Raw genomic sequence first — 25512 nt, 5'->3', positions numbered from 1 at the left:
CGCGGGACGGGGGGCGCGCTGATGCCGCAGGGACAGCCGAGCCACGTGCCTGCTGACGGGTTGACGACGCGGCAGCGGCGGAATCGGCCGTTGCTGATCGTCCATACCGGACAGATGAAGGGGAAGTCGACGGCCGCCTTCGGGCTGGCGCTGCGGGCCTGGACGGCCGGCCTGCCGATCGGGGTGTTCCAGTTCGTCAAGAGCGCCAAGTGGCGGGTGGGCGAGGAGAACGCGTTCCGGGCGCTCGGCGAGGTGCACGAGCGCACCGGCCAGGGCGCCCCGGTGGCGTGGCACAAGATGGGCGAGGGCTGGTCCTGGATCCAGCGTGGCGGCGACGCCGACCACGCCGCGGACGCCCTGGAGGGCTGGCGGCAGATCCAGCGCGACCTGGCCGCCGAGCGGTACGGGCTGTACGTGCTGGACGAGTTCACCTACCCGATGAAATGGGGCTGGGTGGACGTCGACGAGGTGGTCGCCACCCTGGCCGACCGGCCCGGGTTCCAGCACGTCGTCATCACCGGTCGGGACGCCGACCCGCGCCTGGTCGCCGCCGCCGACCTGGTGGCCGAGCTGACCAAGGTCAAGCACCCGATGGACGCCGGCCAGAAGGGCCAGAAGGGCATCGAGTGGTGAACGCCGAGCCCTGGTCGCTGCCCCGGGTGGTCGTCGCCGCGCCGGCCAGCGGGCACGGCAAGACGACGGTCGCCACCGGACTGCTCGCCGCCCTGCGCCGACGCGGTCTGACCGTCAGCCCGCACAAGGTCGGCCCGGACTACATCGACCCCGGCTACCACGCCCTCGCCGCCGGTCGGCCCGGACGCAACCTCGACCCGTTCCTGGTCGGGCCCGAGCGGATCGCGGGCCTGCTGCGGCGCGGCGCGAGCGTGCCCACGCCTGCCGACGTCGCCGTGGTGGAGGGCGTCATGGGCCTGCACGACGGCGCGGTGGGCCGCCGCGACTTCGCCTCCACCGCGCACGTCGCCCGGCTGGTCGACGCGCCCGTGCTGCTGGTGCTGGACACCACCGCGCAGGGCCGCTCCGCCGCCGCGCTGACCCTCGGCATGGCCGCCTTCGACCCGGCCGTGCGGATCGGCGGCGTGATCCTCAACCGGGTCGGCTCGCCCCGGCACGAGACCCTGCTGCGCGACGCGCTCGCCGAGGTGGGCGTACCGGTGCTCGGGGCGGTGACCCGCGCCGCCGAGGTCGCCGCGCCGGCCCGGCACCTCGGCCTGGTGCCGGTCGCCGAACGGGCCCCCGAGTCGCTCGCCATCGTCACCGCGCTGGCCGAACTGGTCGAGGCCACCGTGGACCTCGATGCCGTGCTCGACCTGGCCCGCAGCGCCGGACCGCTGACCGTCCCGGCGTGGGACCCGGTCCAGGCCGTCGGCGGGCCGGCCGGCGTCGGGCGGCCACGGGTCGCCCTCGCCGGTGGTCCGGCCTTCACCTTCTCGTACGCCGAGACCGCCGAACTGCTCACCGCTGCCGGCGCGGACGTCGTCACCGTCGACCCGCTGCGCGACCGCTCGCTGCCCGCCGGCACCCGCGCGGTCGTCGTCGGCGGCGGCTTCCCCGAGGCGTACGCGGAGGCGCTGGCCGGCAACGGCACGCTCCGCGCCGAGCTGGCCGACTTCGACGGGCCGATCGTGGCCGAGTGCGCGGGGCTGCTCTACCTCGGGCGTTCCCTGGACGGCGTACCCATGTGCGGCCGGCTGGACCTGACCGCCCGGATGACCGGCCGACTCACCCTCGGCTATCGCGAGGCCGTGGCCGTCACCGAATCCCCGGTGGCCGCCGCCGGCGAACCGGTACGCGGGCACGAGTTCCACCGCACCACCACCGACCCCGGGCACGGCGCGGCACCGGCGTGGCGCTGGAACGGCACCGCGCACGGCTTCGTCGACGGCCGGGTGCACGCCTCCTACCTGCACACCCACTGGGCCGGGCACCCCGGGGCGGCCCGCCGGCTGGTCGAGGCGGCCCGGTGAGCGCCACGTTGACCGGGGTCGGCGTGGGCCCGGGTGACCCGGAACTGCTCACCGTCAAGGCGGTACGGGTCCTGCGCGAGGCCGACGTGGTGTTCGTACCCGTGATGGCGGACCGGCCCGGCGCGGACGCCGGACGGGCCGAGACGACCGTGCGGGAACACGTTCCGGCGGACCGGCTGCGCCGGCTGCCGTTCGCCCTCGACGACCGGGGCGGGGTGACCGCCCGCCGCGCGGCGGCCTGGGACGACGCGGCCCGGACGGTCGTCGAGGCGATCGACGCGGGCGCGGAGTCGCTGGCCTTCGCCACCATCGGCGACCCCAACGTCTACTCCACCTTCGGCTACCTGGCGCAGAGCGTCCGCGCGCTGCGCCCGGCCGTGCGGGTGGCGACGGTGCCCGGCGTGACCGCCATGCAGGAACTGGCCGCGCGCAGCGGCATTCCGCTCGTCGAGGGACGCGAACCGCTCACGCTGCTGCCGGCCACCGCCGGCCTCGCGCTGTTCGCCGACGCCCTCGCCGGGCCGGGCACCGTGGTCGTCTACAAGGGCTGGCGGCGGCACCCCGAGCTGCTGGCCGAGCTGCGTCGGCAGGGCCGGCTTCCCGACGCGGTGCTCGGACGCGCCCTGGGCCTGCCCGGCGAGCGGATCGGCGCGGTCGACGACGTCGCGCCCGACCTGCCGTACCTGTCCACGCTGCTGGTCCCCGCCCGGCGCGCGCACCGAGGAGGAAAGCTGTGAGCAGCGACGGCAAGGTCTGGTTCGTCGGTGCCGGCCCGGGTGCGGCGGACCTGCTGACCCTGCGGGCCGCCCGCGTGATCGCCACGGCGGACATCGTGATCTGGGCGGCCAGCCTGGTGCACGCCGACGTGCTCGACCACGCCCGCCCCGACGCGGAGATCGTCGACTCGTCGCAGCTACCCATCGAGGGGGTGCTGCCGCTCTACGAGCGTGCCGCCGCGCAGGGGCTGACCGTGGCCCGCATCCACTCCGGCGACCCGGCGCTGTGGGGCGCGGTGCAGGAGCAGCTGGACCTGTGCCGGGCGCTCGACCTGGCCGTCGAGATCGTCCCCGGGGTGTCGTCGTTCACCGCCGTGGCCGCGATCGTCGGGCGGGAGCTGACCGTGCCCGAGGTGGCCCAGTCGGTGATCCTCACCCGGCTCGAAGGCGGCAAGACGCCGATGCCGCCCGGCGAGCGGGTCCGCGACTTCGCCCGCCACGGCACCACCATGGCGCTGTTCCTCTCCGCCGCCCGCTCCGGGCAGGTGCAGGCCGAACTGCTGGCCGGCGGCTATCCGGCGGACACCCCGGCCGTCGTGGCGTACCAGGCCACCTGGCCCGACGAACTGGTCGTGACCTGCACGGTCGGCACCCTGGAGGCCACCGTCAAGCAACACAAGCTGTGGAAGCACACCCTGTTCCTGGTCGGTCCGGCCCTCGCCGCGACCGGCACCCGCTCCCACCTCTACCACCCGGGGCACTTCCACACCTTCCGTCGCGCCGAACCGGCCGCCCGCGCCGAGCTGCGCCGCGCCCGCGCCGGAGAAACCGGAACCCCATGACGTACGCCGAGCCGCCGCTGCGCGAACCGGACCTGCCGCGTACGGCGAAGGTCCGGCCCACCGCGCTGCGGACCGGCTGGACCACCGGAGCCTGCGCCACCGCCGCAGCCAAGGCCGCCGTGACCGCCCTGGTCACCGGCGAGGTCCAGCCGGAGGTGGAGATCGGCCTGCCGGCGGGGCGACGGGTGCGTTTCCCGGTGGAGCGCTGCGAGGTGACCGGCACCCCGCCCGTGCGCGCGGAGGCGGTGGTGGTGAAGGACGCCGGTGACGACCCGGACGTCACCCACGGCGCCGAACTGACCGCGACCGTGGACTTCACCGACGCCCCGGGGCTGCGGTTGGCCGGCGGCCCCGGCGTCGGCACCGTCACCAAACCGGGCCTCGGGCTCGCCGTCGGCGGCCCGGCCATCAACGACACGCCCCGCCGGATGATCGGCGCGGCGGTGGCCGAGGTCGTCGACCTCACCGAGGTCGGCGTGCGCGTGGTGATCAGCGTGCCCCGGGGCGAGATCATGGCCCGCAAGACCACCAACCGGCGGCTCGGCATCCTCGGCGGCATCTCGATCCTCGGCACCACCGGGATCGTGCGGCCCTTCTCCACCGCCTCCTGGCGGGCCAGCGTCGTGCAGGCCGTGCACGTGATGGCCGCCCAGGGGGAGCGGACCGTCGTGCTGTGCACCGGTGGGCGTACCGAGAGGGCCGCCCGCGCGCTGCTGCCCGAACTGCCCGAGGTGTGCTTCGTCGAGGTCGGTGACTTCACCGGTGCGGCGGTGACCGCCGCCGTCGAGGACACGATGACCGGCGTGGTCTTCGTCGGCATGGCCGGCAAGCTCGCCAAACTCGCCGCCGGCATCCTGATGACGCACTACACCCGCTCGAAGGTGGACCTGTCCCTGCTCGGCGCGATCACCGCCGACGTCGGCGGTGACCCGGCGCTCGTCGCCGCCGTGACCGAGGCGAACACCGGGCGGCACGCGTACGAGCTGTGGGAGGCCGCCGGGTTGCTCGGCACGGCCGGCGACCTGCTCTGCCAGCGGGTCCAGGCGGTGCTGCGCCGCTTCGCCGGGCCGACGGTCACCGTGGACGTGGCGATGGTCGACTTCGCCGGAGCGCGGGTCGTCGCCTCGTCCGGCCGGTGGCCGCGATGAGCCGGCCGTTCGGGGCAGGCCCCGACGCGCTGGCACGCCCGCTGGCGTCGGACGCGCTGGTGACCGTCGTCGGGCTGGACGCCGCTGGTGCTCCGCCGCACCCCGCTCTCGCCCCCGCGCTGGCCGGCGCGGGACTGGTGGTCGGGGCGGCCCGGCACCTGGCTGCGGTGTCCGTACCGGCGGGCGCGCAGACCGTCGTGCTCGGACCGCTCGCCCCGGCGCTGCGCCGGCTGGCCGACGCCGTCGCCGCCCGGGTGCCGGCCGTCGTGCTGGCCAGCGGTGATCCCGGCCTGTTCGGGATCGTCCGGCGACTGCGCGCGGCCGGGCTGCCGCTGCGGGTGGTGCCGGCGGTGTCCAGTGTGGCCGCCGCGTTCGCCCGTGCCGGACTGTCCTGGGACGGCGCCGCCGTGGTCACCGCGCACGGCCGTGACCTCCGACCGGCGCTGAACGCCTGCCGGGCGCTGCCGCTGGTCGCTGTCCTCACCGCGCCGGGCGCCGGGGCCGCCGAGCTGGGCGCGGGTCTGGTCGGCTGGCCCCGTCGACTGCTGGTCGCCGAACATCTCGGCACCGACGCCGAACGGGTGCGGGAGGTGACCCCCGCGCAGGCCGCCGCCGGCACCTGGCCCGACCCGCACGTCCTGCTCAGCATCGCCGAGCCGCCGACCGCCGTGTCCGAGCCTGCCCACTCCGCGCCTGCCCTGCCCGAGCCCGCCATGTCCGTGCCTGCGCCCGCGCGGGCCGCGCCCGGACCCGCCGTGGTCGGTGGGATGCGCGTCGACAACCAGCCGGCCGCCGCGCCGGCCGGCGGTTGGGCGCTGCCGGAGAGCCGGTACGTCCACCGCGACTCGATGATCACCAAGTCGGAGGTGCGTGCCCTGGTCGTCGCGCGGCTGCGTCCCCGGCTGGGCCGCCTCGTCTGGGACGTCGGCGCGGGCAGCGGTTCGGTCGGCATCGAGTGCGCGCTGCTCGGCGCGGCCGTGCTCGCCGTCGAGCAGGACCCGGAGTCCGCGGCGACGATCCGGGACAACGCCGCCACGCACGCCGTCGACGTCCGGATCGTCGTCGGGCGCGCCCCGGCGGCACTGGACGGACTGCCCGAACCGGACGCGGTCTTCGTGGGCGGCGGTGGCGTCGACGTCCTCACCGCCGTGGTGGCCCGTCGCCCCGAGCGGATCGTGCTCACCCTGGCCGCGCTGGACCGCGTCGCGCCGGCGGTGGGGCTGCTGCGCGCCGCCGGCTACGCGGTCGAGGGCAGCCAGCTCGCCGCCGCCCGCCTCGCCGACCTGCCCGGCGGGTCGATCCGTCTCGCGGCCACCAACCCGGTGGTCGTCCTCACCGGGGAGCGCCCGTGAACGACACCACCCCCGCCCGGATCGGCCTGGTGGCGGCCACCGCCGCCGGCCGCCGGCACGCCGACACCCTGGCCGCCGCCTGGCCGCACGCCCGGCTCGTCGAGGGCGACAGCGTCGCCGACGCGCTACGCGCCGCCTGGGCGGGCTGTGACGCGGTGGTGGCGTTCCTGGCCACCGGCGCGGTGGTACGCGTCCTCGCGCCGCTGCTCGGCGACAAGCGCACCGACCCGGCCGTGGTGGTCGTCGACGAGGCGGCCCGGCACGCGGTGGCGCTGCTGGGCGGCCACGCCGGCGGCGGCAACGACCTCGCCGAGCAGGTCGGCGTGCTGCTGGACGCCCGACCGGTGGTCACCACCGCCACCGACGCGGTCGGGCTGCCCGGCCTGGACACCCTCGGCTGGCCGGTGCGGGGCGCGGTCGCCGCGGTGTCCCGGGCCATCCTGGACGGTGAGCCGGTCGAGCTGGTCGCCGACGCCGCTTGGCCGCTACCCGCCCTCCCCCCGAACGTGCACACCACCGCCCACCCCGACGCCACGGCCGACGGCCGCTACCGGCTGTTGGTCACCGATCGGGTGGTGCCGATCGACGCGCGGACCGCCGTGCTGCGACCGCCGTCGCTGGTCGCCGGCGTCGGGGCGAGTCGGGGCGTACCGGCCGCCGAGGTGGCCGAGCTGCTGCACCGGGTACTGGCCGAGGCGGGCCTCGATCCGGCGAGCCTGCGCTGCCTGGCCAGCGCCGACGTCAAGGCCGACGAGGCGGGCATCCGCAGCACCGCCGACGCGCTCGGCGTACCCCTGGTGACCTGGCCGGCGACGCGCCTCGCGGCGGTCGACGTGCCGCACCCCAGCGAGGTGGTGCGCGCCGCGGTCGGCACGCCGAGCGTCGCGGAGGCCGCGGCGCTGCTCGGCGCGGATGGCCGGACCGACGACGCGACGCTGCTGGTGGGCAAGACCGCGACGGCGATGGCGACCGTGGCGGTGGCGCGGCACGCGCCGCGCGGCCGGCTCGCCGTCGTCGGCCTCGGGCCCGGCGCGGCCGACCTGCGCACCCCGCAGGCGGTGGCGGAGCTGCGCCGCGCGGCGGTGGTGGTGGGCCTGGACCAGTACGTCGACCAGGTCCGGGACGTGCTGCGACCGGGCACCCAGGTGCTCGCCAGCTCACTCGGAGCGGAACAGGCGCGGGCCCGCGCCGCCGTGGCCGAGGCCGCCGCCGGCCGCGCGGTCGCGCTCGTCGGGTCCGGCGACGCTGGGGTGTACGCGATGGCGAGCCCCGCCCTGGAGTACGCCGACGAGCGGATCGACGTGGTGGGCGTGCCCGGGGTGACCGCCGCGCTCGCCGCCGGGGCGCTGCTCGGCGCGCCGCTCGGCCACGATCACGCCTACGTCAGCCTGTCCGACCTGCACACCCCGTGGGAGGTCATCGAGCGGCGGGTGACCGCCGCCGCCGAGGGTGACTTCGTGACGGTGTTCTACAACCCGCGCAGCCGTGCCCGCGACTGGCAGCTCGGCACGGCGCTCGGCATCCTCGGCGCGCACCGGCCGCCGGACACACCGGTCGGGGTGGTGCGCAACGCCAGTCGCCCCGGCCAGCGCGTGCACCTGGCGACGGTGGCCACGCTCGATCCGGCCGTGGTCGACATGTACAGCGTGGTCGTGGTCGGCAACAGCGACACCCGGCTGGTCGCCGGGCGGATGGTCACACCCCGGGGGTACCGGTGGCGCTCGTGACCATCGACGCCTGCCAGGGCTGCGGCGCGTGCCTGCGCACCTGCCCCACCCACGCGATCCGGCCGGTCGCCGGCGGCCTCACGGTACGCGCCGACCGGTGCACCGGCTGCCTGGAGTGCCTGGAGATCTGCCCGGTCGACGCGATCCGCGTGACCGAGCCCTGGGAAGGAGCCCGATGAGCCGGATGGTGCATCCCATCGAGGTCGAGTCGTACCGCATCCTGCGCGAACGCGTCGACCTGTCGCACCTGCCGCCGTTGAGCCGCGCGGTCACCGAGCGGGTGGTGCACGCCAGCGCCGACCTCGCGTACGTCGACGACCTGGTCTGCGACGAAGCGGCCCTCGAATCGGGGTTGGCCGCGCTGCGCGCGGGCGTACCCGTGGTGACGGACGTGGCGATGGTCGCCGCCGGCATCACCCGGGCCGGCCTGGAGCTGGTCTGCCCGGTCGCCGAGCCGGCCGCCGCCGAGTTGGGCCGCGCGGCCGGCATCACCCGCTCGGCGGCGGCCGTACGGATCGCCTTGGACCGGGTCGGCCCCGGCGCGGTCTGGGTGGTCGGCTGCGCGCCGACCGCCCTCGTCGAACTACTCACCCTGGACGCCGTGCCGGCGCTGATCGTCGGCCTGCCGGTCGGCTTCGTGGGCGCCGCCGAGTCGAAGGCGGCGCTGCGGGCCAGCGGCCTGCCCGGGGTGTCGAACATGGGCGAGAAGGGCGGTTCGGCGGTCGCCGCCGCCGCCGTCAATGCCCTGCTCTACAGCGAGGAGAAGTCATGACCGGGTTGGTCATCGTCGGGCACGGCACGCGCAGCGCGGCCGGGGTCGACCAGTTCGCGGCGCTCGTCGAGCGGGTCCGCCGTCGTGGGGACGTCGGCGACGTCGAGGGCGGGTTCATCGAGCTGTCCCGTCCGCCGCTGACCGACGCGGTCGGCGCGCTCGTCGCGCGCGGCCACCGGTCGCTCGTCGCGCTGCCGCTGGTGCTCACCGCCGCCGGGCACGGCAAGGGCGACATCCCCGCCGCGATGGCCCGCGAGCAGCAGCGGCACCCCGGTTTGACGTACCGGTACGGGCGTCCGCTCGGCCCCCACCCGCTGCTGCACACCGCCATCGAGGAGCGCATCGACGCCGTGCTGGCGGGCGCTTCCCCGGGCGGCGTCGACCGGGCCGGAACCTGGGTGGCGCTGATCGGGCGCGGGTCCACCGACCCGGACGCCAACGCCGAGGTGGCCAAGGTGGCCCGGCTGCTCTGGGAGGGGCGCGGGTACGCGGGCGTCGAACCGGGGTTCATCTCCCTCGCCGAGCCGTCCGTGCCGGCGGTGCTGGAACGGCTGCGCCGGCTCGGCGCGCGGCGGATCGTCGTCGCGCCGTACTTCCTGTTCGCCGGGGTGCTGCCGGACCGGATCGTCGCCCAGTCGGCCGAGTTCGCCACCGCCCACCCCGACCTGGACGTCCGCGTTGCCGAGGTGATCGGCGACTGCGACGCCCTCGCCGACCTGGTGTCCGAACGCTACGCCGAGGCGCTCGGCGGCGACATCCGGATGAACTGCGACACCTGCGCCTACCGGGTGTTGCTGCCCGGCTTCGCCGACAAGGTGGGCCGGCCGCAGCAACCGCACGACCACCCCGACGACCCGGTCGGCGGCCACCACCATCACCACCACCATGGGCAGGCGGCGATGACGGTGGCCACCGGGCCGTGACCTCACTCGCTGCGGGCCGTCTCCGGGCCGGTGACGCGTTCCAGCAGCGGCATGGTCGAGGCGATGACGCCCAGGCAGGCAGCCAGGCCGACGACGACGATCACGGCGAAGCGCGGCGGTGGCGCGACGAGCGTGTAACCCATCTGGGCCCGCAGGAAGAGGTGCGCGGCGAGCAGACCCGTCCCGATGGCGACGGCGGTGACGGCGAGCATCGGTACGGCGCTCTCCAGCGCGACGACCCGGCGCAGAATCCGTACCGGTGCGCCGCTGAGGCGCAGCAGGCTGAACGGCCGCCGCCGTTCGGTCAGGCCACCGATCACGCTGACCGCGAGGCTGCACCCGCCGAGCGCCAGGCTGGCGATGATGACGACGTTCGCCAACTGCTCCCAGCCGCGCAGCGTGTTGGAGAAGTTCGTCTCGTAGTCGCCGGGCACGTTCGGCCCCACCCAGAAGGTCGGGAAGGCGACCTCCAACACGGTGCGGACCCGCTCGATGGCGGCGGCCGAGCCGTCCGTGCCGACGACCATCGCCCCCACCGGTAGCCGTTGAAGGTCGGCGACGGTGAGGGACGCAGCCGGCCAGACCGTCGCGGACGACGCCGACTCCCGCCAGCGGCTCAGGCCGTACGGCACCTCGATGACGCTCGCGCCGTCGGCGCACCGGCCGTACGCGCTCGGCAGGTCGGCGCAGGCGATGACTCCGACCTCGCCGGAGGCCGTCACCTGCGGGTTCTCCCGGATGGCGGTCGCGGACCGCACGCCGTTGATCGCCCTCAGGTCGGCGAAGAGAGTGCCCGGCACCGTGGCCGTCTCCTCGTCGAAGACGGTGGTCACCGTGCTCGCGTCGATGGAGCCGACCGGGGCCGGGCCGCGTTCGTCGATGATCGTGGTGATCACACCGACGGCGACGCTCGTGACGAACAGCGCGAGCATGATCCCGCTGATCGCCCGGAAGCCCGCCTTCGGGTTGTCCGCGAGCCGCCGGGCGGCGATGAGCGTGGCTGGACGGTCGGCGTGCCGGGCCATGATCCGTGCGCCGACCATCGTCAGCCACGGGCCGGCGACGACCAGGCCGGCCATGATGAGCAGCAGCCCGGGTAGGAAGACCGCCGTCTGCCCGTCGGCGGTCGCGGGCCGGTAGCCGAGGGCGGCCACCAGCACGGCCACCCCGGCCAGGGCCGGGATCAGCCGGTACGCGCGCGGCGCCCGTGGGGTGACCCGCCGGGTGACGCCCAGCGGCGAGATCCGGACCCGGCGCAGCGAGACCCGGGCCGCCACCGCCGCGCCGGCCGGTACGCCCACCGCCACGGCCAGGACGTCCCACACCCCGAGCGACAGGTCGCCGGGGAAGAACGGCATGCCGGTGAACGGGATGGCCGCTAGTGGGCCCCGGAAGGCGAGGAACAGGCCGAAGCCGACGGCGGTGCCGGCGACGGCCGCGACGGCCGACTCCACGGCGGCGACCGTGGCGATCTGCCTCGGCGTCGCGCCCACCAGACGCATGGCGGCGAAGCGTTGCTCCCGGCGGGCGGCGCTGAGCCGGGTGGCGGTGCCGATGAAGATCAGCACCGGGAAGAGCAGCCCGCCGGCGGCTACCCCCAGGATGAGGTTCACGGTGGTCTCGGGGAGCGCGGGCGTGTCGCCGACGCTGCGGACCTGCCGCGCGCTGGGCAGTGCGGAAACCTGCTCGGGCGTGCTGCCCACGATGGCCAGGAGGGTGTCCGGTGAGGTCAGCCCGGCCGGGCCGACCACGCCGACGTCACGTCCGGGGTAACGGTCGGCCAGTTCGGCGGTGGGGTGGGCGGCCAGCAGGTCGCGCAGCACGGGGGAGGCGTAGAACTCGCCCGGCCCGGGAGTGCCCGGGACGCCGGCCGGGACGGGCGCGCTGGGCCCGGTGGCGGCGACGTCGATCCGGATGATCTGTCGGCCCTGGAAGTAGTCGTCCCGGGTGGACCACCAGAGCGGGTCGGCGGCGCCGCCGCCCACCTCGCTGGGGTAGATCGACGCGTACCGGGTGAGCTGGGAATTGGTGGCGTTGACCCCGGCCAGGGTGGCCAGCAGCAGCCCGCTGCCGACCGCGACGGCGGCGGCGATGACGACCAGGCGGGTGAGCGCCTCCCGGCCGCCCGCCACGGCGAGGCGCAGCGCGAGGCCGATCACGACGCGACCCGTTCCGGCGTGGTCACGCGCCCGTCGCGGACCATGACCTCGCGGTCGGCGTACGCGGCGATCCGGGGTTCGTGGGTCACCAGGACGACCGTGGTGCCCTGCTGCCGGGCCGCGTCGACGAGCAGGTCCATGACGTGCTCGCCGGTGAGGGAGTCGAGCGCGCCGGTCGGCTCGTCGGCGAAGAGCACCCGCGGCTCGGCGACCAGACCGCGGGCCAGGGCGACACGCTGCGCCTGCCCGCCGGACAGCTCACCCGAGCGCCGCTCCTGGAGCCCGTCCAGGCCGAGGCGCGCGAACCAGGATCGCGCACTGGCCAGCGCCGACGTCCGGCGGACACCGCTGAGCAACAGCGGCAGGGCCACGTTCTCGACCGCGGTGAGCTCGGGGACGAGCTGGCCGAACTGGAAGACGAAGCCGAAGCGGTCGCGGCGCAGGCTGCTGCGGGCGGTCTCGGCGAGGGTGTCGACCCGCATGCCGTCGAAGAGGATCTCGCCGGCGTCGGGCACCAGGATGCCGGCCAGGCAGTGCAGCAGGGTGGACTTGCCCGAGCCGCTGGGACCCATGACGGCGACGATCTCGGCGGCGTCCACGGCGATGCTGGCGCCGCGCAGCGCGGGTGTCTGTCCGAATGCGAAGGTCACGTCGCGGGCCTCGATGACGGCGCTCATGGCCGTACCTCCTTGCGCAGGGCGTCCAGGCGGGCGCCGGTCATCTCGATCCACCGGAGGTCGGCCTCCAGGTGGTAGAGCCCGTGGTCGGCGAGCAGCGCGTCGACCAGGTTGCCGGAACGCTTGATCTCGGTCAGCTCGCGCATCCGGCTCAGGTGCGCGCGGCGCTGGGTGTCGAGGTACTCGTCGGCGGGACGGTCGGTCATCAGCGCGAGCACGACCTTGGCGAAGAGGACCGTCTGGAGGTGCGGTTCCGGGTCGACGGGCTGGGTCAGCCACTGCTCGACCTCGGTCGCGCCCCGGTCCGTGATGACGTAGCGCTTGCGATCCGGGCCGGCACCGGGCGCGACGTCGCTGATCACGACCTTGCCGTCCCGGGCCAGGCGGCTGAGGGTGGAGTAGACCTGGCCGAACGGCAGTGGCTTGCCCCGGCCGAAGAAGGCGTCGTAGTCGCGCTTGAGGTCATAGCCGTGGCTGGGCTCTCGTTCGAGGAGGCCGAGCAGGGTCAGTGGCACGCTCATGTCGAGGAGAATACACCGGGGGTATACCTCGCGTATATATCCTCAGGGTGTTCGTCATCGCCCCTGGTGAGGAGGCGTGTGGTGGGAGGGGTCAGCCCGTCAGGGCGTGGGCCAGGGCGTAACCGACGGTGGCCGCGACGAGTCCCGCGGCGACGCTGCCCGCCACGTTGGCCAGCGCGAGCAGCCGGTGACCGCCCCTGGTCAGGCGCAGCGTCTCGTAGCTGAACGTCGAGTAGGTGGTCAGCGCCCCGCAGAATCCGGTGCCGAGGAGCGCGCCGACCGTCGGACCCACCGGTACGCCGACGAGGGCGCCGAGCAGCAGTGAGCCGACCACGTTGACGGTCAACGTTCCCCAGGGGAACGCCGAGCTGTGCCGGGACTGCACGGCCCGGTCGGTGAGGTAGCGCAGGGGAGCGCCGACGGCCGCGCCCAGGGCGATGAGCAGGGCGGTCATCGGGCCGCTCGGCCGTTCAGCAGTCGGGCGGTGACGGCGTCGCCCAGCGCGACGGCGACGAGCGCCCCGAACAGCGTCGCGGCCAGGTAGGCCAGCGCGGTGCCAGGGGCGCCCGCGACGAGCGCCTGCTGGATGTCGACCACGTAGGTGGAGAACGTCGTGAAGCCGCCGAGGATCCCGACCCCGAGGAACGGGCGCGCGAGGGGGTGCCCGCCGCCGAGGTGCCCGAGCACCGCCATCAGCACGCCGATCAGCAGGCAGCCGGACGTGTTGACGGCGAAGGTCGCCCACGGAAAGCCGGTCGGTGTGTGCGGAGCGAGGTGTTGCAGGCCGGCCCGGCCCAGCGCGCCGAGCACGCCACCCGCCGCGATCGTGGCGAGGACGGTCGCCGGGTGCGCGGTCAGCTCACCCCGGTCGGCGGGAACCCGCAGGTCGACGTCGGGGTCGGTGCGCGGGTCCAGTGGTTCTGCCACGGGTGCTCAGCGTACTGCCGACCCGCGCACGACCACCGTCGGCAGCCCTTGGCGGCGTCAACGGACGGCCACGACGGCGGCGTCCGCGCCGCCCCGCCAGAGGGTGCCGACCTCGGCGAAGCCGGCCGCCCTGAGGGTGGTCAGGTGCCAGGAGACCGGCGGGTTCCACTCGGGGCTGTGGCCACTCGGATAGATCGTCTGTCGCTGGGCGACCAGCGGGGCGAGCGCGGGGTCGGCACCCGCGCGGGCCCACCAGTCCGACCAGGACGGCGTCGAGCCGGCGGCGTAGCGGGCGTTGCGCCGGTCGCGTGCCCGATCCAGGAGCCGCTTGGTGAGCTCCGGCAGCGCGTCGTCGGGCATGTGGTCGGCGTTGACGAGGACTCCGCCGGGGCGCAGCGCGTCCCGCAGCTCGGCGTAGAGCTGCCCGAGCCGGTCGGCCGGCAGCCAGTGCAGGGCGGTGGCGGTGAGGACGGCGTCGTACTCGCGGTGGGGGAGCGCGGCGTGCCAGCCGGCGGCGCCGAGGTCGGCGGTGACGATGGTGGCGCGGTCGCCCAGGGAGGCGTGGGCGATGGCGAGCAGTGCCGGGTCGAGGTCCACCAGTGTCACCTCGGCGTCGGGGAAGCGGGCCAGCGTGCGCAGCGAGATGGTCCCGGTGCCGCCGGCCAGGTCGAGCACGCGCGGCGGCCGGCCGTCGGCGATCGCGTCGACGGTGTCGAGCATGGCGGTCAACCGGTGTTCCCGGTCCGGCAGGTACGCCTCCTGCTGGCGGTCCCAGCTCTCCTGCCACGCCCACGGATCGGTGATGTAAGGACTCATAGCAAAGAGGCTAGTTACGTCTCCGAAGCGGTGTCCAGACCTTGTTGCACATAATTTGCAATTGCGAGAAGATGGCAGAGCGATGATCGAAGCGACGCCGGGTCGGGCCGACGCCTGACCCGGCGTCGTCGTGTCGGCGGTCGGGGCGTCCCCCGGCCAGCTCCGCGTCGGGCCGTCCGCTGACCGCCGGGTCAGCCTGACGACGGCGGGCGTACGGTACCGGCAGCCCCACCGGGACCGCCGCACCAAGGAGGCACGCGATGCAGGACCGCACCCCGTCACCGGAGGAGCTGGAGCCCATCGAGCGCGCCGACGTCGACGAGCTGCGCGCCCTGCAACGCGAGCGGCTGCGCTGGTCAGTGCGGCACGCGTACGACAACGTGCCGCACTACCGCCGGGCCTTCGACGCCGTCGGCGCGCACCCCGACGACTGCCACGACCTCGCCGACCTGGCCCGGTTCCCGTTCACCGGCAAGGCGGAGCTGCGCGACAACTACCCGTTCGGCATGTTCGCCGTACCCCGGGAGCAGGTCGCCCGACTGCACGCCTCCTCCGGCACCACCGGCCGACCCACGGTGGTCGGCTACACCCGGGACGACCTGCGCACCTGGGCCCGGTTGATGGCCCGGTCCATCCGCGCCTCCGGGGGACGCCCCGGCGACCGGGTGCACGTCGCGTACGGCTACGGGCTCTTCACGGGCGGCCTGGGCGCCCACTACGGCGCCGAGGAGTTGGGGTGCACGGTCATCCCGGTCTCCGGCGGCATGACCGAGCGGCAGGTCATGCTGATCCGCGACTTCGAGCCCGAGATCATCATGGTGACGCCCAGCTACATGCTCGCCATCGTCGACGAGATGCGACGTCAGGGCGTCGACCCCCGCGCCACCTCGCTGCGCGTCGGGATCTTCGGCGCGGAGCCGTGGACCGAGGACATGCGCCGCGAGATGGAGCAGCACCTGGACATCCACGCGCTGGACATCTACGGGCTCTCCGAGGTGATGGGCCCCGGCGTGGCGACCGAGTGCGTCGAGACCAAGGACGGGCTGCACCTCTGGGAGGACCACTTCTACCCGGAGATCATCGACCCGGTCACCGGCGCGGTGCTCCCCGACGGCGAGCAGGGCGAGCTGGTGCTCACCTCGCTGACCAAGCAGGCGATGCCGGTGGTGCGCTACCGCACCCGCGACCTCACCCGGCTGTTGCCCGGCACCGCGCGCCCCATGCGCCGGATCGAGAAGATCACCGGCCGGACGGACGACATGATGATCGTGCGGGGCGTGAACGTCTTCCCCACGCAGATCGAGGAGCTGATCCTGCGGACGCCCCAGCTGTCGCCGCACTTCCAGTGCGTCCTGGACCGGCAGGGCCGGCTGGACACCCTGACGGTCCGGGTCGAGCGGCGCGCCGACGTGGCCGCCGACGCCGCCGAGCGGGCGGGTGTCGCGCTGGTGGAGCTGGTGAAGAACACGATCGGGGTGAGCGTGACCGTCGACGTGCTCGCCCCGGACGCGGTGGAGCGGTCGATGGGCAAGATGCGGCGCATCGTCGACCAGCGCCGGGCCCGCTGACCCCGCCCGGTCAGCGGGACAACGGGTCCGCGGCTGTCGACATAGGATCGCGGCCATGCGCGTGCTGGTGGTCTCCGCCCCGCTGGTCGGGCACGCCTTCCCGCTGGTGCCGCTGGCGGTCGCGCTGCGCGACGCCGGCCACGAGGTGCTGCTGGCCACGGGCGGCGGTGGCCTGGCCGCCGCCGACGCCGGACTGGCCGTACACGACATCGCACCGGGGTTCGACTTCGGCCGGATCGCGCTGCGGGTCCTCCTCCGGCACCCGCTGATCGCCCGCGCCGAGCTGGCCGGCACCGCCGGCACCCGCGGCGCGGGTCTGCTCTTCGGCGCGCTCAACGACCAGCTCACCGACCCGGTCGTCACGCTGGCCGAGCGATGGCGACCGGACCTGGTGCTGCACGAGCCGTTCGCGGTCGCCGGGGCGGTGGCCGCCGCACTGCTGGGCGTGCCGGCCGTACGCCAGGAGAACAGCCTCTTCGACGGCCGCGAACTGGTCCGGGCCACCGTCGCCCACCTCGACGCGGCGCTGCGCCGACACGGCCTGACCGAGCTGCCCGCCCCGGCCGCCGCCCTCGCCGTCGCGCCGCCCAGCGTCGCGACCCAGGACGGCTGGCCCATGCGCCACGCCTCCTACGTGGGCGGCGGTGAGCTGCCGGCCTGGCTGCGCGAGCCGGGCGACCGACCCCGCATCCTGGTCACCCGCAGCACCCTCACCGGCCCCGGCGACCAAGGCCCGATGCACGCCGTGGTCGCGGCCGCGCCCGACGTGGACGCCGAGATCGTGCTGGTCCGACCCGACCGGCGTACGACGGCCCGTCCGTTGCCGGCCAACGTCCGCGTGGTCGACTGGATCCCGCTCGACGAGGCGTTGCCGGCGAGCGCGGCGCTGGTCCACCACGGCGGCGCGGGCAGCGCGCTCGGCGCCCTCGCCGCCGGCCTGCCGCAACTGGCCACCGTCGGCCCGGGAGACCGGCGGCACAACGCCGAGCTGGTGGCCCACCGGGGCGCCGGTCTGGCCGCGCGCCCCGCCGACATCACCGCGCACACGCTCACCCGGCTGCTCACCGACGAGCGCCTGCGGACCGCCGCCGCGCAGGTCAGCCAGGAGATCGCCGCGATGCCACCGCCGTCGGCCCTGGTCGCCCGGTTGGCGGCGCTGGGCTGAGCCCACCCCCCGCGTGTCCCCGTCGGTCGGCGGCCCGGCGGCGGCAAGATGACCGGATGCGCCACGTCGTGCTGTTCCACTCCGTGTACGGGCTGCGGCCCGCCGTCCGCGCCGCCGCCGACCGGTTGCGCGCCGCCGGGCACCAGGTCACGACCCCTGACCTGTACGGCGTCCCCGCCGTCGACACCGTCGAGGAGGGCTTCGCGCTGCTCGACAAGATCGGCCACGAGGTGGTGCTGGACCGGGCCCGCGCCGCGCTGCACGACCTGCCGCCGCAGACGATCCTCGCCGGCTTCTCGATGGGCGCGGGGGTGGCCGGGGCGCTGCTCGCCGAACGCCCCGACGCCGCTGGCCTGCTCCTGCTGCACGGCACCGGCGGCGCGCCGGAGGTGGTCCGGCCCGGCCTGCCCGTGCAGTTGCACGTCGCCGACCCGGACCCGTACGACGCGCCGGACGAGGTCGACGAGTGGCAGCGGGCGATGACCGCCGCCGGCGCCGACCTGACGGTGTTCCGCTACCCGGGCGTGGGTCACCTGTTCACCGATCCGGCCCTGACCGAGTACGCCCCGGACGCCGCCACGGCGGCCTGGCCCCGGGTGCTGACCTTCCTGGCCGACTCCTGACCGCCCATCTGCGCGCGGTCAGGCATCGGCCTGCCGCATCCGTGCCACCCGTGGCGCGGGGTCTTTGCCCCGGCCCGGCTCACCCGTGGCGCGGGGTCTTTGCCCCGGCCCGGCTCACCCGTGGCGCGGGGTCTTTGCCCCGGCCCACCCGCGGCGCGCCGTGGCGTCCTGGTCGCCAGGCCACCCCGCGCGGAGCCCTCCGTCGCCGGCGCCCCCATTCGCCGGCGACGGTCGACCGCGCCACCCCCTCGTCGGCGCGGCCGATATGACGAGATCTTGGACAGTTCCCGTCATCAGATGACGGGAACTGTCCAAGATCTCAGCAGGAGCCGATCGGTCAGCTCGCGTTCGCGCCGATGCGCGGGGGCGTGGCGGTGCCGTGGACGCGCTTGGCGTACGAGCGGTAGAGGCGGGGCCCGACGACCGGCATGAGCAGTCGCGCCGGCAGCGGGGCGTGCGCGAGCACGGCCTTGATCACCGCCGGGTCGCCCTCGTACATGGCCATGCCCATGATCAGCGGCAGGTCCTTCTTCGGGGTGTCGTTGAGGCCGTGCTCACCGAGCTTCGCCCACTCGGCCGCGGTGACGTACCGCTGCGCCAGCGGCAGGATCTCGGCCTCCTCCAGGGCCATGTGCTCGGCGGCGACGGTCCGCAGCTGCTCCAGGGCGTCGGCCACCGCCGCACCGTCCTGTCCGGTCCGACGCCAAGCGGGGAGCAGGGCGACGACCGTCTCGTAGGCCTGCTCGATGCCGTGGTGCTGGGCCTGCATCGCGGGAACGATGGCGGCCGCCTCCGCGCCACCGCGCTCGGCGAGCAGCGGCCACAGGAAGAGGTCCTCGCCCTCGTGGTGCAGGTGCAACTGCTGGCACAGGAGCGCGGCGTGGGCGCCGACGACGTCCGCGCGCTTCGCGTCACCGGACCGTACGCCGCGGACGAGTTGCGGGAGCAGACCGAGCTCGCGGCGGAACATGATGTGCACCATGTACATGTCGCGGACGTCGGCCATCGCTTCCTGATGGGTCTGGTTCACGGTGCCCTTTCCAAGGATTCAATGGGTCGAACACGACGATCATTCGCGCCGCCACTTGGAAGCCACTTGGAACGGGCCAGGAGTCAGTCGGCCAGCGCCGCCGTCGCTCGGGCCAGCCAGTGCGGCGACTCCCACCGGCGGGCCAGGGTCGCCGCCAACCGGAAGTGGTCCGCCGCCTCCTCGATACGACCGGTCAGCCGGAACAGCTCCCCGAGGGTCAGCGCGACCGGCCGTACCACGGCCGCCGTGGTGGCGAGCCCGGCCAGTTGCTCACGGAACGGGAGCAGCGCGTCGATCACCGGCTGTGCCAGGTCCCGCCGATCCAGGGCCACGATCACCATCGCCCGTACGCTGAGCAGGGACGACTCGAAGTAGTCGGGCCGATAGGTGTGCCGGCCGATCGGCATGGCCCGCGCCTCGTCAACCCGACCGCTGCCGATCAACGCCAACGCCAGCAGGTCGTCCACGATCGGCCCGAGCACCGGCCGCATCCGGCGGGTCGCCTCCACGTGCTCGCCGAAACGGCCCTGGCTCATCAGCAGGGTCGCCACGGCGAAGTAGTGGAAGGCCTCGGCGTGCAGGGATCCCTGCCGACGCATCTGCTCGGCGACCTCGTCGTAGTGCCGTCGGGCGGTCACGAAGTCCCCGGCGACGTGCGCGAGCACCGCAAGCGAGCACAGGTGCAGCACCTGTGCCTCCTTGAGCTGGTACGTCTCGGCCAACTGCCCCTGCCGGGCGACGCTGGCACGCAACCGCTGCGGATCGTTGAGCGCGGCGGCGCAGTGACCGACCACCTGCTCGGCGACCCACCGCCAGGTCACGAGGCCGTGCTCGTCGGCGAGGTCCCGCAGCTCCCGGGCCACCTCCAGGCGCTGCGACGCCTCCAACTCGTAGTTCATGGTGCGGGCCCGGGCGGCCAGCGCGAGGGCGCGCAGCTCGGGGTCGTCCCGCCGCCGGGCGATCGCCAGGGCCTCCCGGCCGGCCGCCACGCCCCGCGGGTCCGCCTCACCGTCCAGCTCGGTGGCGAGCGCGTCGAGCAGCCGGCACCGGGTTTCCGGATCCAGCTGGTTAGTGCGCAACAAACGCGTGAGCAACTCGACGGCGGTGTGGTCCACGCCGCCGTACTCGTGTCGTAGCCAGGGGCTCGGCACGGTCCACGCGGTGAAGGCCGCGACGAGCAGCTCGTCGCGACCGGCCGCGATGGCGATGTCGACGGCCCGCCCCCGCGTCTGCTGTGCGGCGGCCACCGCGCCGGCCCGGGCCTGGGCGCGCAGCAGCCGGCCCAGCAGGTCGACGCGGAGCGCGTCCCGGTCCCCGGGCACCGACGCGGCGGCGTCGACGGCGTTGCCGAGCAGTTCGATGGCGGTGTCGTACGCGTACCGACGTTCGGCCAGCTCGGCGGCGCGGACGGCGTACTCGACGGCGAGGGGCGCGGTGGCCGTCGACGCGGCCCGCGAGTAGTGGTACGCCAGGGCCGGATAGTCGTCCGGGTCCAGCCGGCGGGTGACGGCGGCGATCCGGGCGTGCAGCCGGGTGCGGCGTAGCTGCGGCAGGTCGCGGTAGATGGTGTCGTGGACCAGACCGTGGACGAAGCGGACCCGTCCGGGCGCCGGCTCGGTGAGCAGACCGGCGCTCAGCCCGGCTTCCAGCCCGCCCAGGACGGTGCCCTCGTCGGTGCCGGAGGCGTCGACGAGGGTCCGCACGTCCGCCTCCCGCCCCACGGTCGCGGTGAGGCGCAGCACCGACACCGCCGCCGACGGCAGGTGGGCGAGACGCCGACGCAGCACGTCGCGTACGCCCTCGGGCACGTCGGAGGTGGCGACGAGGGTGCCCTCGGCCGCGAGCAACCGGGCCGACTCCCGGACGTAGAAGGGGTTGCCGCCGGTGCGTTCGGCCAGCGCGGCGACGGTCTCCGGATCGACGGTGGTCCGGGCCAGCGCGCCGAGCAGCCGTTCGACCTCCGGCGTCGCCAGTCCGCCCAGCGCTATCCGGTGGGGAGACCGGCGGGCCAGGACGGCCATGGTGTCGGCGAGTCGTTCGGCGTTGTCGGCGGGCCGTAACGCCGCGACGAACAGCACCGCGCCCGTCGTCGTCCCGGTGACGCTGGTCAACAGCAGCAGCGTCTCGGCGTCCGCGGCGTGCAGGTCGTCGAGCACGACGGCGACCGGTCGGCCGACGGCCGCGGCGTCCAACCAGGCGGCCACGGCGCGGTGCAGCCGGAACCGGCCGGCGGTGACGTCCCCGCCGACCTCCCCGTCGCCCTCGTCGAGCAGCGGTGCGAGCGCCGGGGCGAGACCGCCGGGCGGCGCCTGGAGCGCGAGGTCCCGGAGCGCCTCGACCCACGCCCAGGCCGGTGGGGCGCCCTCGACCTCGGGGCAGCGGCCGTGGGCGACCAGCCAGCCGGTGGCGGTCAGGTCCTCGACGAACCGGCTGAGCAGACGCGTCTTGCCCGCGCCGGCCTCACCGCTGACCAGCGCGACGCGCGGGCCACGTGTCCGCGCCTCGGCGGCTGCCTGGCCGAGAGCCGCCAGCTCGGCCTCCCGGCCGACGAACATCTCCTCCGGCTGCTCGGCCTCGACGGCCGTCGTCACGGCGACCGGCGGGAGCAGGTCCAGACGTTGGCCCAGGATCGCCGACTCGACCTCGACCAGCGCCGGGCCGGGATCCAGGCCGAGCTGGTCCACCAGGGTCGCCCGGGCCCGCCGCAGCGCGGCGAGCGCGTCCCCCTGCCGGCCGGTACGCCACAACGCCAACGCCAGCAGCCGCCACGCCTCCTCCCGCAGCGGCACCTCGCGGGTCAGCAGCTCCGCCTCCGGCACCGCCTCGGCGGGGTCACCGCCGCGCGTGGTCACGTCGACCAGCAGCTCCCGGGCGCCCAGTCGCAGCTCCTCCAGCCGCAGCACCTCCGGCTGCGCCCACGGCTCGCCGACGAATTCGGCGTACGCGGGTCCGCGCCACAGGTCGAGCCCGGCGCGGAGCAGCCGACGTGCGCGTTCCGGGTCGGTGGGGCTGACCGCGCGGGCCTCGGCCAGCAGCGACTCGAACCGGCCGGCGTCGACGGCCTCGGCCGGCACCCGTAGGGCGTACCCGGGTGGCACGGTGACCAGGACCCGCGCCGGCGCGCGGCGCTCGCGGGTCGGCTCCACCACACGGCGCAGGTGCGAGACGTACGCCTGGAGCGAGACGATCGCCCGTGGTGGCGCGTCCCCCCGCCACAGCAACTCGATCATCCGACCGACGGAGACGACCTCGCCGCGGGCAGCCAACAGCAGCGCGAGCACGGCGCGCTGACGGGGGCCGCCGAGGTCGGTCGGTCCGCCGGTGTCGACCTCGACCTCGAGCGGTCCGAGCACCCGTAGCAGCATGACTGCGGCAATCCTAGTCAACGGCGTGGGGCGGCCCGCCGTACCCACCGAACCGTCGGCCTCCGCTACGGTGGCGGCACCGTCACGATCCATGGGGGTACGGCTGTGGTGACCACCGCCTTCGACGAGCACGAGCGGCGACGTTGGGCCGGGCGGGCGGCGGCCTTCGACGGCAGTTTCGCGCTGCTGTGCGCGCATCCCGCCGACTCGCTGCTGGACGCCGCGACCGTGGGCGTCGGCACCCGGCTGCTCGACGTGGGCACCGGCTCGGGGACCGTCGCCGGGTTGGCGAGCGCACGCGGCGCCAGCGTGGTGGCGGTCGACGCGGAGCCCAGCATGGTGGACCTGGCGCGCCGTCGGCTCCCGCACGCCGAGCAGGTGTGCCTCGCGGCCCTGCCGCGCCTTCCGTTCGACGCCGGGCGGTTCGACGCGGCGGTGGCGAACTTCGTCATCAACCATGTGGGCGACCCGGCCGCCGCGATCACCGAACTGCGGCGGGTCGTGCGCTCGGCGGGCCGGGTCGCCGTGACGACGTGGCCGCACCCACCGCCACGGGCGCAGCGGCTGTGGGGCGAGGTGTTCGCCGCCGCCGGGGTGGAGCCGGCCGCGCCCGCGCCGACCGTGGACCCGGACCGGAACTTTCCCCGTACCGTCGAAGGGTTGGCCGGTCTGCTCGACGCGGCCGGCCTCGTCGACGTGCGCTGCGAGACGATCACCTGGGTGCACCGCACCGACCCCGAGGCCTGGTGGAGCGGCCCGGCGAACGGCATCAGCGGTCCGGGGCTGTTGATGGAGGCCCAGCCGCCGGCCGTGACAGCTCGCATCCGTGCCGCCTACGACGACCTGACCGCCGCCTACCGGGGGGCGGACGGTCTGCTCGCCCTGCCCACCGCCGCGCTGTTGGCGTCGGCCGCCGTGCCGTAGCACGGGAGCCATGCCCGGGTCGCCACGGTCAGGCCGCGGCGGCCAGGTCGCGCAGCGGGGGCGTCACCGGTAATCGGAAGCCGGCCCGGGCGCGGCCGGGGCGCAGCGCCGTCCGGGCACGGCCGACGGGGGTGGGCACCCCCGGGGCTACGGCCAGCGACGCGACATCCGCGCGCCACGGGGCACCACGGCGGCTCGCGCCGGCCGACGGCACGTCCGCCGGGACCGCGCGCAGTCGGCGGCGGACCGGCGCGCGGTCGACCGGGGGCGTCGGCCCGACCGGTGTGGGCGTCTCCGGCGTGGTGCGGAGCGGTCGGAGAATCCGCGCGGGGTCGGGCGTCGGCGCCGCCAGGGTGGGCACGCGCCGTTGCTGGCCGGTGCGCGGCAGCGTCGCCGGGCCGCTCACGCTGTCGGATGCCGGACCCGCGGCGGCCCGCCGGGTGAGCACGGCGCGCAAAGCGTGGGGAAGACGCTCGGCGGCGACCTGACGCAGCGCCGGGGCGACGAACGCGTACCCGCGGGTGTGGTCGTCGCGCAGCAGTCCGGCGCGGACCAGGGCGCGCAGCAGGGGAGCGGACCGCCCCGGCGTCCAACCCAGCGCCCGGTCGAGGGTCGGTCCGGAGAGCATGCCGGTGAGGGTGCCGGCGGCCATCAGCACCGCCCGGCCGTCACCGCCGAACCGGTCCAGCTCGGCGCCGGTGCTGCGACGTACCGGCTCGGGCAGCGTCGTCGGGTCGCCGCCCGCCGCGATCGAGGTGACGTACGCGGCGGCGTGCCCGGGCCGGCCACCGACCAGCGGCAGCAGCCGGCCGACCAGGTCCACCGGCTGCCCGGCGCGGGTCAGCAGGTGGCGCAGGAGACGGCCGGACTGGACGGCGGCCAACGGTCGGATCGGCACCCGCCGGGCAGGGCTCGGCCGGGTGTCGGCCCACTGCGGCTGGTGCACGGTGAGCACGGCCAGCGGCACGCCACGCACCGTGGCCGCGGTGAACAGGTCGTGCAGGAAGCGACTCACGGCCGGCGCGGCACGGTCCACATCGTCCACGGCCACGACCAGCGGCCGATGGGCGGCCAGCCGCAGCAGGGCGTCGCGGCAGATCGCCGCGGCGGCCTGCGCCTCGGCCGAGGCGTCCGGGCTGGTCAGCAGCCGGTGCAGCGCCGGCACCGCCACCGCGACGCGGTCCGGCGGGTAGAGCGGAGTCAGGGCGTCGGTCAGGCGTGCGCGGACGGCTGCCGGGCCGTCGCCGGGGCGGGTACCGGCCAGGACACGGACCAGTTCGGCGACCGGCGCGAGCACCTGATCGGGGTACGGCGGGCACCCCACCACGCACCAGCGCACCGGCATCCCGTCCACCGTGCGCAGCGTCCGGCTCAGCTCGTGCAGCAGCCGGCTGCGGCCGCTGCCGCTCGGGCCGACGAGGGAGATCCAGCGCGGTTCGCGCGTCCGCAGTGCCGCGCTCACCTGCTCGCCGATGCCGGTCAGTTCGCGGCGACGCCCGATGAGTGGGCCGTCGTGCCGGTCGGCGCCGGGACGGGCCGGACCGGTGGCGTGCCACACGGGCATCGGCGCCAACCGGCCGGCCACCGTCATCGGCGCGAGTTGACGCTGGGCGATCAGGCCGGCGGTGGCCCGCGCGGTGACCGCGCACAACGCGACGCCGCCAGGTGCCGCGTACCCCTGTAGGCGGGCCGCGGTGGTGATCACCGCGCCGCTGGCCACGCCGTGACCGCCGCTCACCGCGTCGCCCAGGTCGACCACCACCTCGCCGGTGGCGATGCCGACGCGCACCCGCAGGATGATGTCGCCGAGGATCGGACGGCGGTCCAGCGCGGCCTGGATCTCCAGACCTGCCCGCACCGCCCGGTACGCGTCGAAGCCGTCGGAGTGCCGCGCCCCGAACAGCGCCATCACCGCGTCGCCGACGTACTTCTCCACCACGCCGTGCCAGCGGCGCAGCACACCGGCGACCTGTTCGAAGTAGGCCCGTTGCAGCGCGCGGACGTCCTCCGGGTCGAGCTGGTCGACGAGCGTGGTGGAGCCGACGATGTCGGCGAAGAGGACGCTGACGGTCCGTCGTTCCTCGGGCACCGGCCAGTGTGGGCGGTCGGTCCGCGGCGTGTCGGTGACGATGGTGATCATGGATGGCGTACCCGACCTTCCCCAGGTGGTGGGCTGACGACCCTCGGAGATTGGCATCCCTGGGCCGACGGGGGATCGGCAGAACGACGTATGTCGGCCACCCGCAACCTTTAGTCGCAATGTCGACGCGAG

At 75.2% G+C, this 25512-nt stretch carries 22 protein-coding genes and 1 pseudogene; 14 read left to right on the top strand and 9 right to left on the bottom strand.

Features of this window, described 5'->3' with window-relative positions; all coding sequences use genetic code 11:
* Positions 1–21 precede the first annotated feature (21 nt).
* The 10 genes and pseudogenes from cobO to ACN269_RS04560 all read left to right on the top strand — a co-directional run.
* Positions 22–633 carry a cob(I)yrinic acid a,c-diamide adenosyltransferase gene (gene cobO / locus ACN269_RS04605; RefSeq protein WP_421471180.1) on the top strand — a complete coding sequence of 204 codons (612 nt, stop codon included), beginning with the start codon at positions 22–24 and terminating at the stop codon, positions 631–633.
* Positions 627–1985 carry a cobyrinate a,c-diamide synthase gene (locus ACN269_RS04600; protein ID WP_421471179.1) on the top strand — a complete coding sequence of 453 codons (1359 nt, stop codon included), beginning with the start codon at positions 627–629 and terminating at the stop codon, positions 1983–1985. Before cobO ends, ACN269_RS04600 begins: the two co-directional genes overlap by 7 nt.
* Positions 1982–2722 carry a precorrin-2 C(20)-methyltransferase gene (gene cobI, locus ACN269_RS04595; protein ID WP_421471178.1) on the top strand — a complete coding sequence of 247 codons (741 nt, stop codon included), beginning with the start codon at positions 1982–1984 and terminating at the stop codon, positions 2720–2722. The genes ACN269_RS04600 and cobI overlap by 4 nt, the downstream gene beginning before the upstream one ends.
* On the top strand, positions 2719–3543 hold the full coding sequence (gene cobM / locus ACN269_RS04590) for a precorrin-4 C(11)-methyltransferase (protein WP_421471177.1): 825 nt from the start codon (positions 2719–2721) through the stop codon (positions 3541–3543). Before cobI ends, cobM begins: the two co-directional genes overlap by 4 nt.
* Complete coding sequence (locus ACN269_RS04585; RefSeq protein ID WP_421471176.1) at positions 3540–4691, top strand: cobalt-precorrin-5B (C(1))-methyltransferase; 1152 nt, start codon at positions 3540–3542, stop codon at positions 4689–4691. The genes cobM and ACN269_RS04585 overlap by 4 nt, the downstream gene beginning before the upstream one ends.
* Positions 4688–6043: a precorrin-6y C5,15-methyltransferase (decarboxylating) subunit CbiE gene (gene cbiE / locus ACN269_RS04580; RefSeq protein ID WP_421471175.1), complete on the top strand. Its 1356-nt coding sequence runs from the start codon at positions 4688–4690 to the stop codon at positions 6041–6043. The genes ACN269_RS04585 and cbiE overlap by 4 nt, the downstream gene beginning before the upstream one ends.
* Positions 6040–7770, top strand: coding sequence for a precorrin-3B C(17)-methyltransferase (gene cobJ, locus ACN269_RS04575; protein ID WP_421471174.1), 1731 nt, complete (start codon positions 6040–6042; stop codon positions 7768–7770). The genes cbiE and cobJ overlap by 4 nt, the downstream gene beginning before the upstream one ends.
* Positions 7758–7949, top strand: a complete 192-nt coding sequence (locus ACN269_RS04570; protein ID WP_421471173.1) for a DUF362 domain-containing protein — start codon at positions 7758–7760, stop codon at positions 7947–7949. Before cobJ ends, ACN269_RS04570 begins: the two co-directional genes overlap by 13 nt.
* Positions 7946–8542 carry a precorrin-8X methylmutase gene (locus ACN269_RS04565; protein ID WP_421471172.1) on the top strand — a complete coding sequence of 199 codons (597 nt, stop codon included), beginning with the start codon at positions 7946–7948 and terminating at the stop codon, positions 8540–8542. The genes ACN269_RS04570 and ACN269_RS04565 overlap by 4 nt, the downstream gene beginning before the upstream one ends.
* Positions 8539–9429, top strand: a pseudogene (locus ACN269_RS04560) (sirohydrochlorin chelatase); the annotation flags it as partial. The gene ACN269_RS04565 and the pseudogene ACN269_RS04560, both read left to right, overlap by 4 nt.
* A gap of 38 nt (positions 9430–9467) precedes the next feature.
* Here the strand turns inward: ACN269_RS04560 and ACN269_RS04555 are convergent.
* The 6 genes from ACN269_RS04555 to ACN269_RS04530 all read right to left on the bottom strand — a co-directional run bounded on the left by ACN269_RS04555 (position 9468) and on the right by ACN269_RS04530 (position 14565).
* Entirely contained in the window at positions 9468–11624 is a 2157-nt protein-coding gene (locus ACN269_RS04555) for an FtsX-like permease family protein (RefSeq protein ID WP_421471171.1), read from the bottom strand.
* Positions 11621–12301, bottom strand: a complete 681-nt coding sequence (locus tag ACN269_RS04550) for an ABC transporter ATP-binding protein (protein WP_421471170.1) — start codon at positions 12299–12301, stop codon at positions 11621–11623. Before ACN269_RS04550 ends, ACN269_RS04555 begins: the two co-directional genes overlap by 4 nt.
* A complete protein-coding gene (locus ACN269_RS04545; RefSeq protein WP_421471169.1) occupies positions 12298–12822 on the bottom strand; it encodes a PadR family transcriptional regulator in 525 nt (174 codons plus the stop codon). Before ACN269_RS04545 ends, ACN269_RS04550 begins: the two co-directional genes overlap by 4 nt.
* Positions 12823–12913: 91 nt before the next feature.
* On the bottom strand, positions 12914–13276 hold the full coding sequence (gene crcB, locus ACN269_RS04540; protein WP_421471168.1) for a fluoride efflux transporter CrcB: 363 nt from the start codon (positions 13274–13276) through the stop codon (positions 12914–12916).
* Positions 13273–13749 carry a fluoride efflux transporter FluC gene (locus tag ACN269_RS04535; protein WP_421471167.1) on the bottom strand — a complete coding sequence of 159 codons (477 nt, stop codon included), beginning with the start codon at positions 13747–13749 and terminating at the stop codon, positions 13273–13275. The genes crcB and ACN269_RS04535 overlap by 4 nt, the downstream gene beginning before the upstream one ends.
* 57 nt (positions 13750–13806) lie before the next feature.
* Complete coding sequence (locus ACN269_RS04530; RefSeq protein ID WP_421471166.1) at positions 13807–14565, bottom strand: class I SAM-dependent methyltransferase; 759 nt, start codon at positions 14563–14565, stop codon at positions 13807–13809.
* Between the two features lie 260 nt (positions 14566–14825).
* Between ACN269_RS04530 and paaK the strand changes: the two genes are divergently transcribed.
* Genes paaK through ACN269_RS04515 form a run of 3 tightly spaced genes read left to right on the top strand, consistent with a single transcriptional unit; the run spans position 14826 to position 17921 of the window.
* On the top strand, positions 14826–16133 hold the full coding sequence (gene paaK / locus ACN269_RS04525) for a phenylacetate--CoA ligase PaaK (RefSeq protein WP_421471165.1): 1308 nt from the start codon (positions 14826–14828) through the stop codon (positions 16131–16133).
* Positions 16134–16188: 55 nt separating this feature from the next.
* Complete coding sequence (locus ACN269_RS04520) at positions 16189–17298, top strand: nucleotide disphospho-sugar-binding domain-containing protein (protein ID WP_421471164.1); 1110 nt, start codon at positions 16189–16191, stop codon at positions 17296–17298.
* 56 nt (positions 17299–17354) lie between these two features.
* A complete protein-coding gene (locus ACN269_RS04515) occupies positions 17355–17921 on the top strand; it encodes a dienelactone hydrolase family protein (protein ID WP_421471163.1) in 567 nt (188 codons plus the stop codon).
* Between the two features lie 337 nt (positions 17922–18258).
* On the opposite strand, the gene ACN269_RS04510 is transcribed toward ACN269_RS04515, so the two are convergent.
* Together ACN269_RS04510 and ACN269_RS04505 are read right to left on the bottom strand one after the other, a co-directional pair.
* A complete protein-coding gene (locus tag ACN269_RS04510; RefSeq protein ID WP_421471162.1) occupies positions 18259–18951 on the bottom strand; it encodes a hemerythrin domain-containing protein in 693 nt (230 codons plus the stop codon).
* A gap of 83 nt (positions 18952–19034) precedes the next feature.
* A complete protein-coding gene (locus ACN269_RS04505; protein ID WP_421471161.1) occupies positions 19035–22304 on the bottom strand; it encodes a BTAD domain-containing putative transcriptional regulator in 3270 nt (1089 codons plus the stop codon).
* A gap of 120 nt (positions 22305–22424) precedes the next feature.
* Between ACN269_RS04505 and ACN269_RS04500 the strand changes: the two genes are divergently transcribed.
* Entirely contained in the window at positions 22425–23240 is an 816-nt protein-coding gene (locus ACN269_RS04500) for a class I SAM-dependent methyltransferase (RefSeq protein ID WP_421471160.1), read from the top strand.
* Positions 23241–23268: 28 nt separating this feature from the next.
* On the opposite strand, the gene ACN269_RS04495 is transcribed toward ACN269_RS04500, so the two are convergent.
* On the bottom strand, positions 23269–25380 hold the full coding sequence (locus ACN269_RS04495; protein WP_421471159.1) for an AAA family ATPase: 2112 nt from the start codon (positions 25378–25380) through the stop codon (positions 23269–23271).
* Positions 25381–25512 lie beyond the last annotated feature (132 nt).

The sequence above is a fragment of the Micromonospora sp. WMMD736 genome, from assembly GCF_049179015.1.
In the GTDB taxonomy this organism is placed as follows: domain Bacteria; phylum Actinomycetota; class Actinomycetes; order Mycobacteriales; family Micromonosporaceae; genus Micromonospora.
The sequence above is the reverse complement of the archived record's forward strand: the minus strand, read 5'-3'. Positions and strand labels throughout refer to the sequence as shown.

What these genes read in the sequence shown, in the direction of transcription:
- paaK (WP_421471165.1), top strand. Translation starts at nt 14,826, where the DNA reads ATGCAGGACCGCACCCCGTCACCGGAGGAGCTGGAGCCCATCGAGCGC.
- ACN269_RS04495 (WP_421471159.1), bottom strand. Translation starts at nt 25,380, where the DNA reads ATGATCACCATCGTCACCGACACGCCGCGGACCGACCGCCCACACTGG.
- cobO (WP_421471180.1), top strand. Translation starts at nt 22, where the DNA reads ATGCCGCAGGGACAGCCGAGCCACGTGCCTGCTGACGGGTTGACGACG.
- ACN269_RS04585 (WP_421471176.1), top strand. Translation starts at nt 3,540, where the DNA reads ATGACGTACGCCGAGCCGCCGCTGCGCGAACCGGACCTGCCGCGTACG.
- ACN269_RS04515 (WP_421471163.1), top strand. Translation starts at nt 17,355, where the DNA reads ATGCGCCACGTCGTGCTGTTCCACTCCGTGTACGGGCTGCGGCCCGCC.
- ACN269_RS04565 (WP_421471172.1), top strand. Translation starts at nt 7,946, where the DNA reads ATGAGCCGGATGGTGCATCCCATCGAGGTCGAGTCGTACCGCATCCTG.
- ACN269_RS04520 (WP_421471164.1), top strand. Translation starts at nt 16,189, where the DNA reads ATGCGCGTGCTGGTGGTCTCCGCCCCGCTGGTCGGGCACGCCTTCCCG.
- ACN269_RS04545 (WP_421471169.1), bottom strand. Translation starts at nt 12,822, where the DNA reads ATGAGCGTGCCACTGACCCTGCTCGGCCTCCTCGAACGAGAGCCCAGC.
- crcB (WP_421471168.1), bottom strand. Translation starts at nt 13,276, where the DNA reads ATGACCGCCCTGCTCATCGCCCTGGGCGCGGCCGTCGGCGCTCCCCTG.
- cbiE (WP_421471175.1), top strand. Translation starts at nt 4,688, where the DNA reads ATGAGCCGGCCGTTCGGGGCAGGCCCCGACGCGCTGGCACGCCCGCTG.
- ACN269_RS04530 (WP_421471166.1), bottom strand. Translation starts at nt 14,565, where the DNA reads ATGAGTCCTTACATCACCGATCCGTGGGCGTGGCAGGAGAGCTGGGAC.
- ACN269_RS04550 (WP_421471170.1), bottom strand. Translation starts at nt 12,301, where the DNA reads ATGAGCGCCGTCATCGAGGCCCGCGACGTGACCTTCGCATTCGGACAG.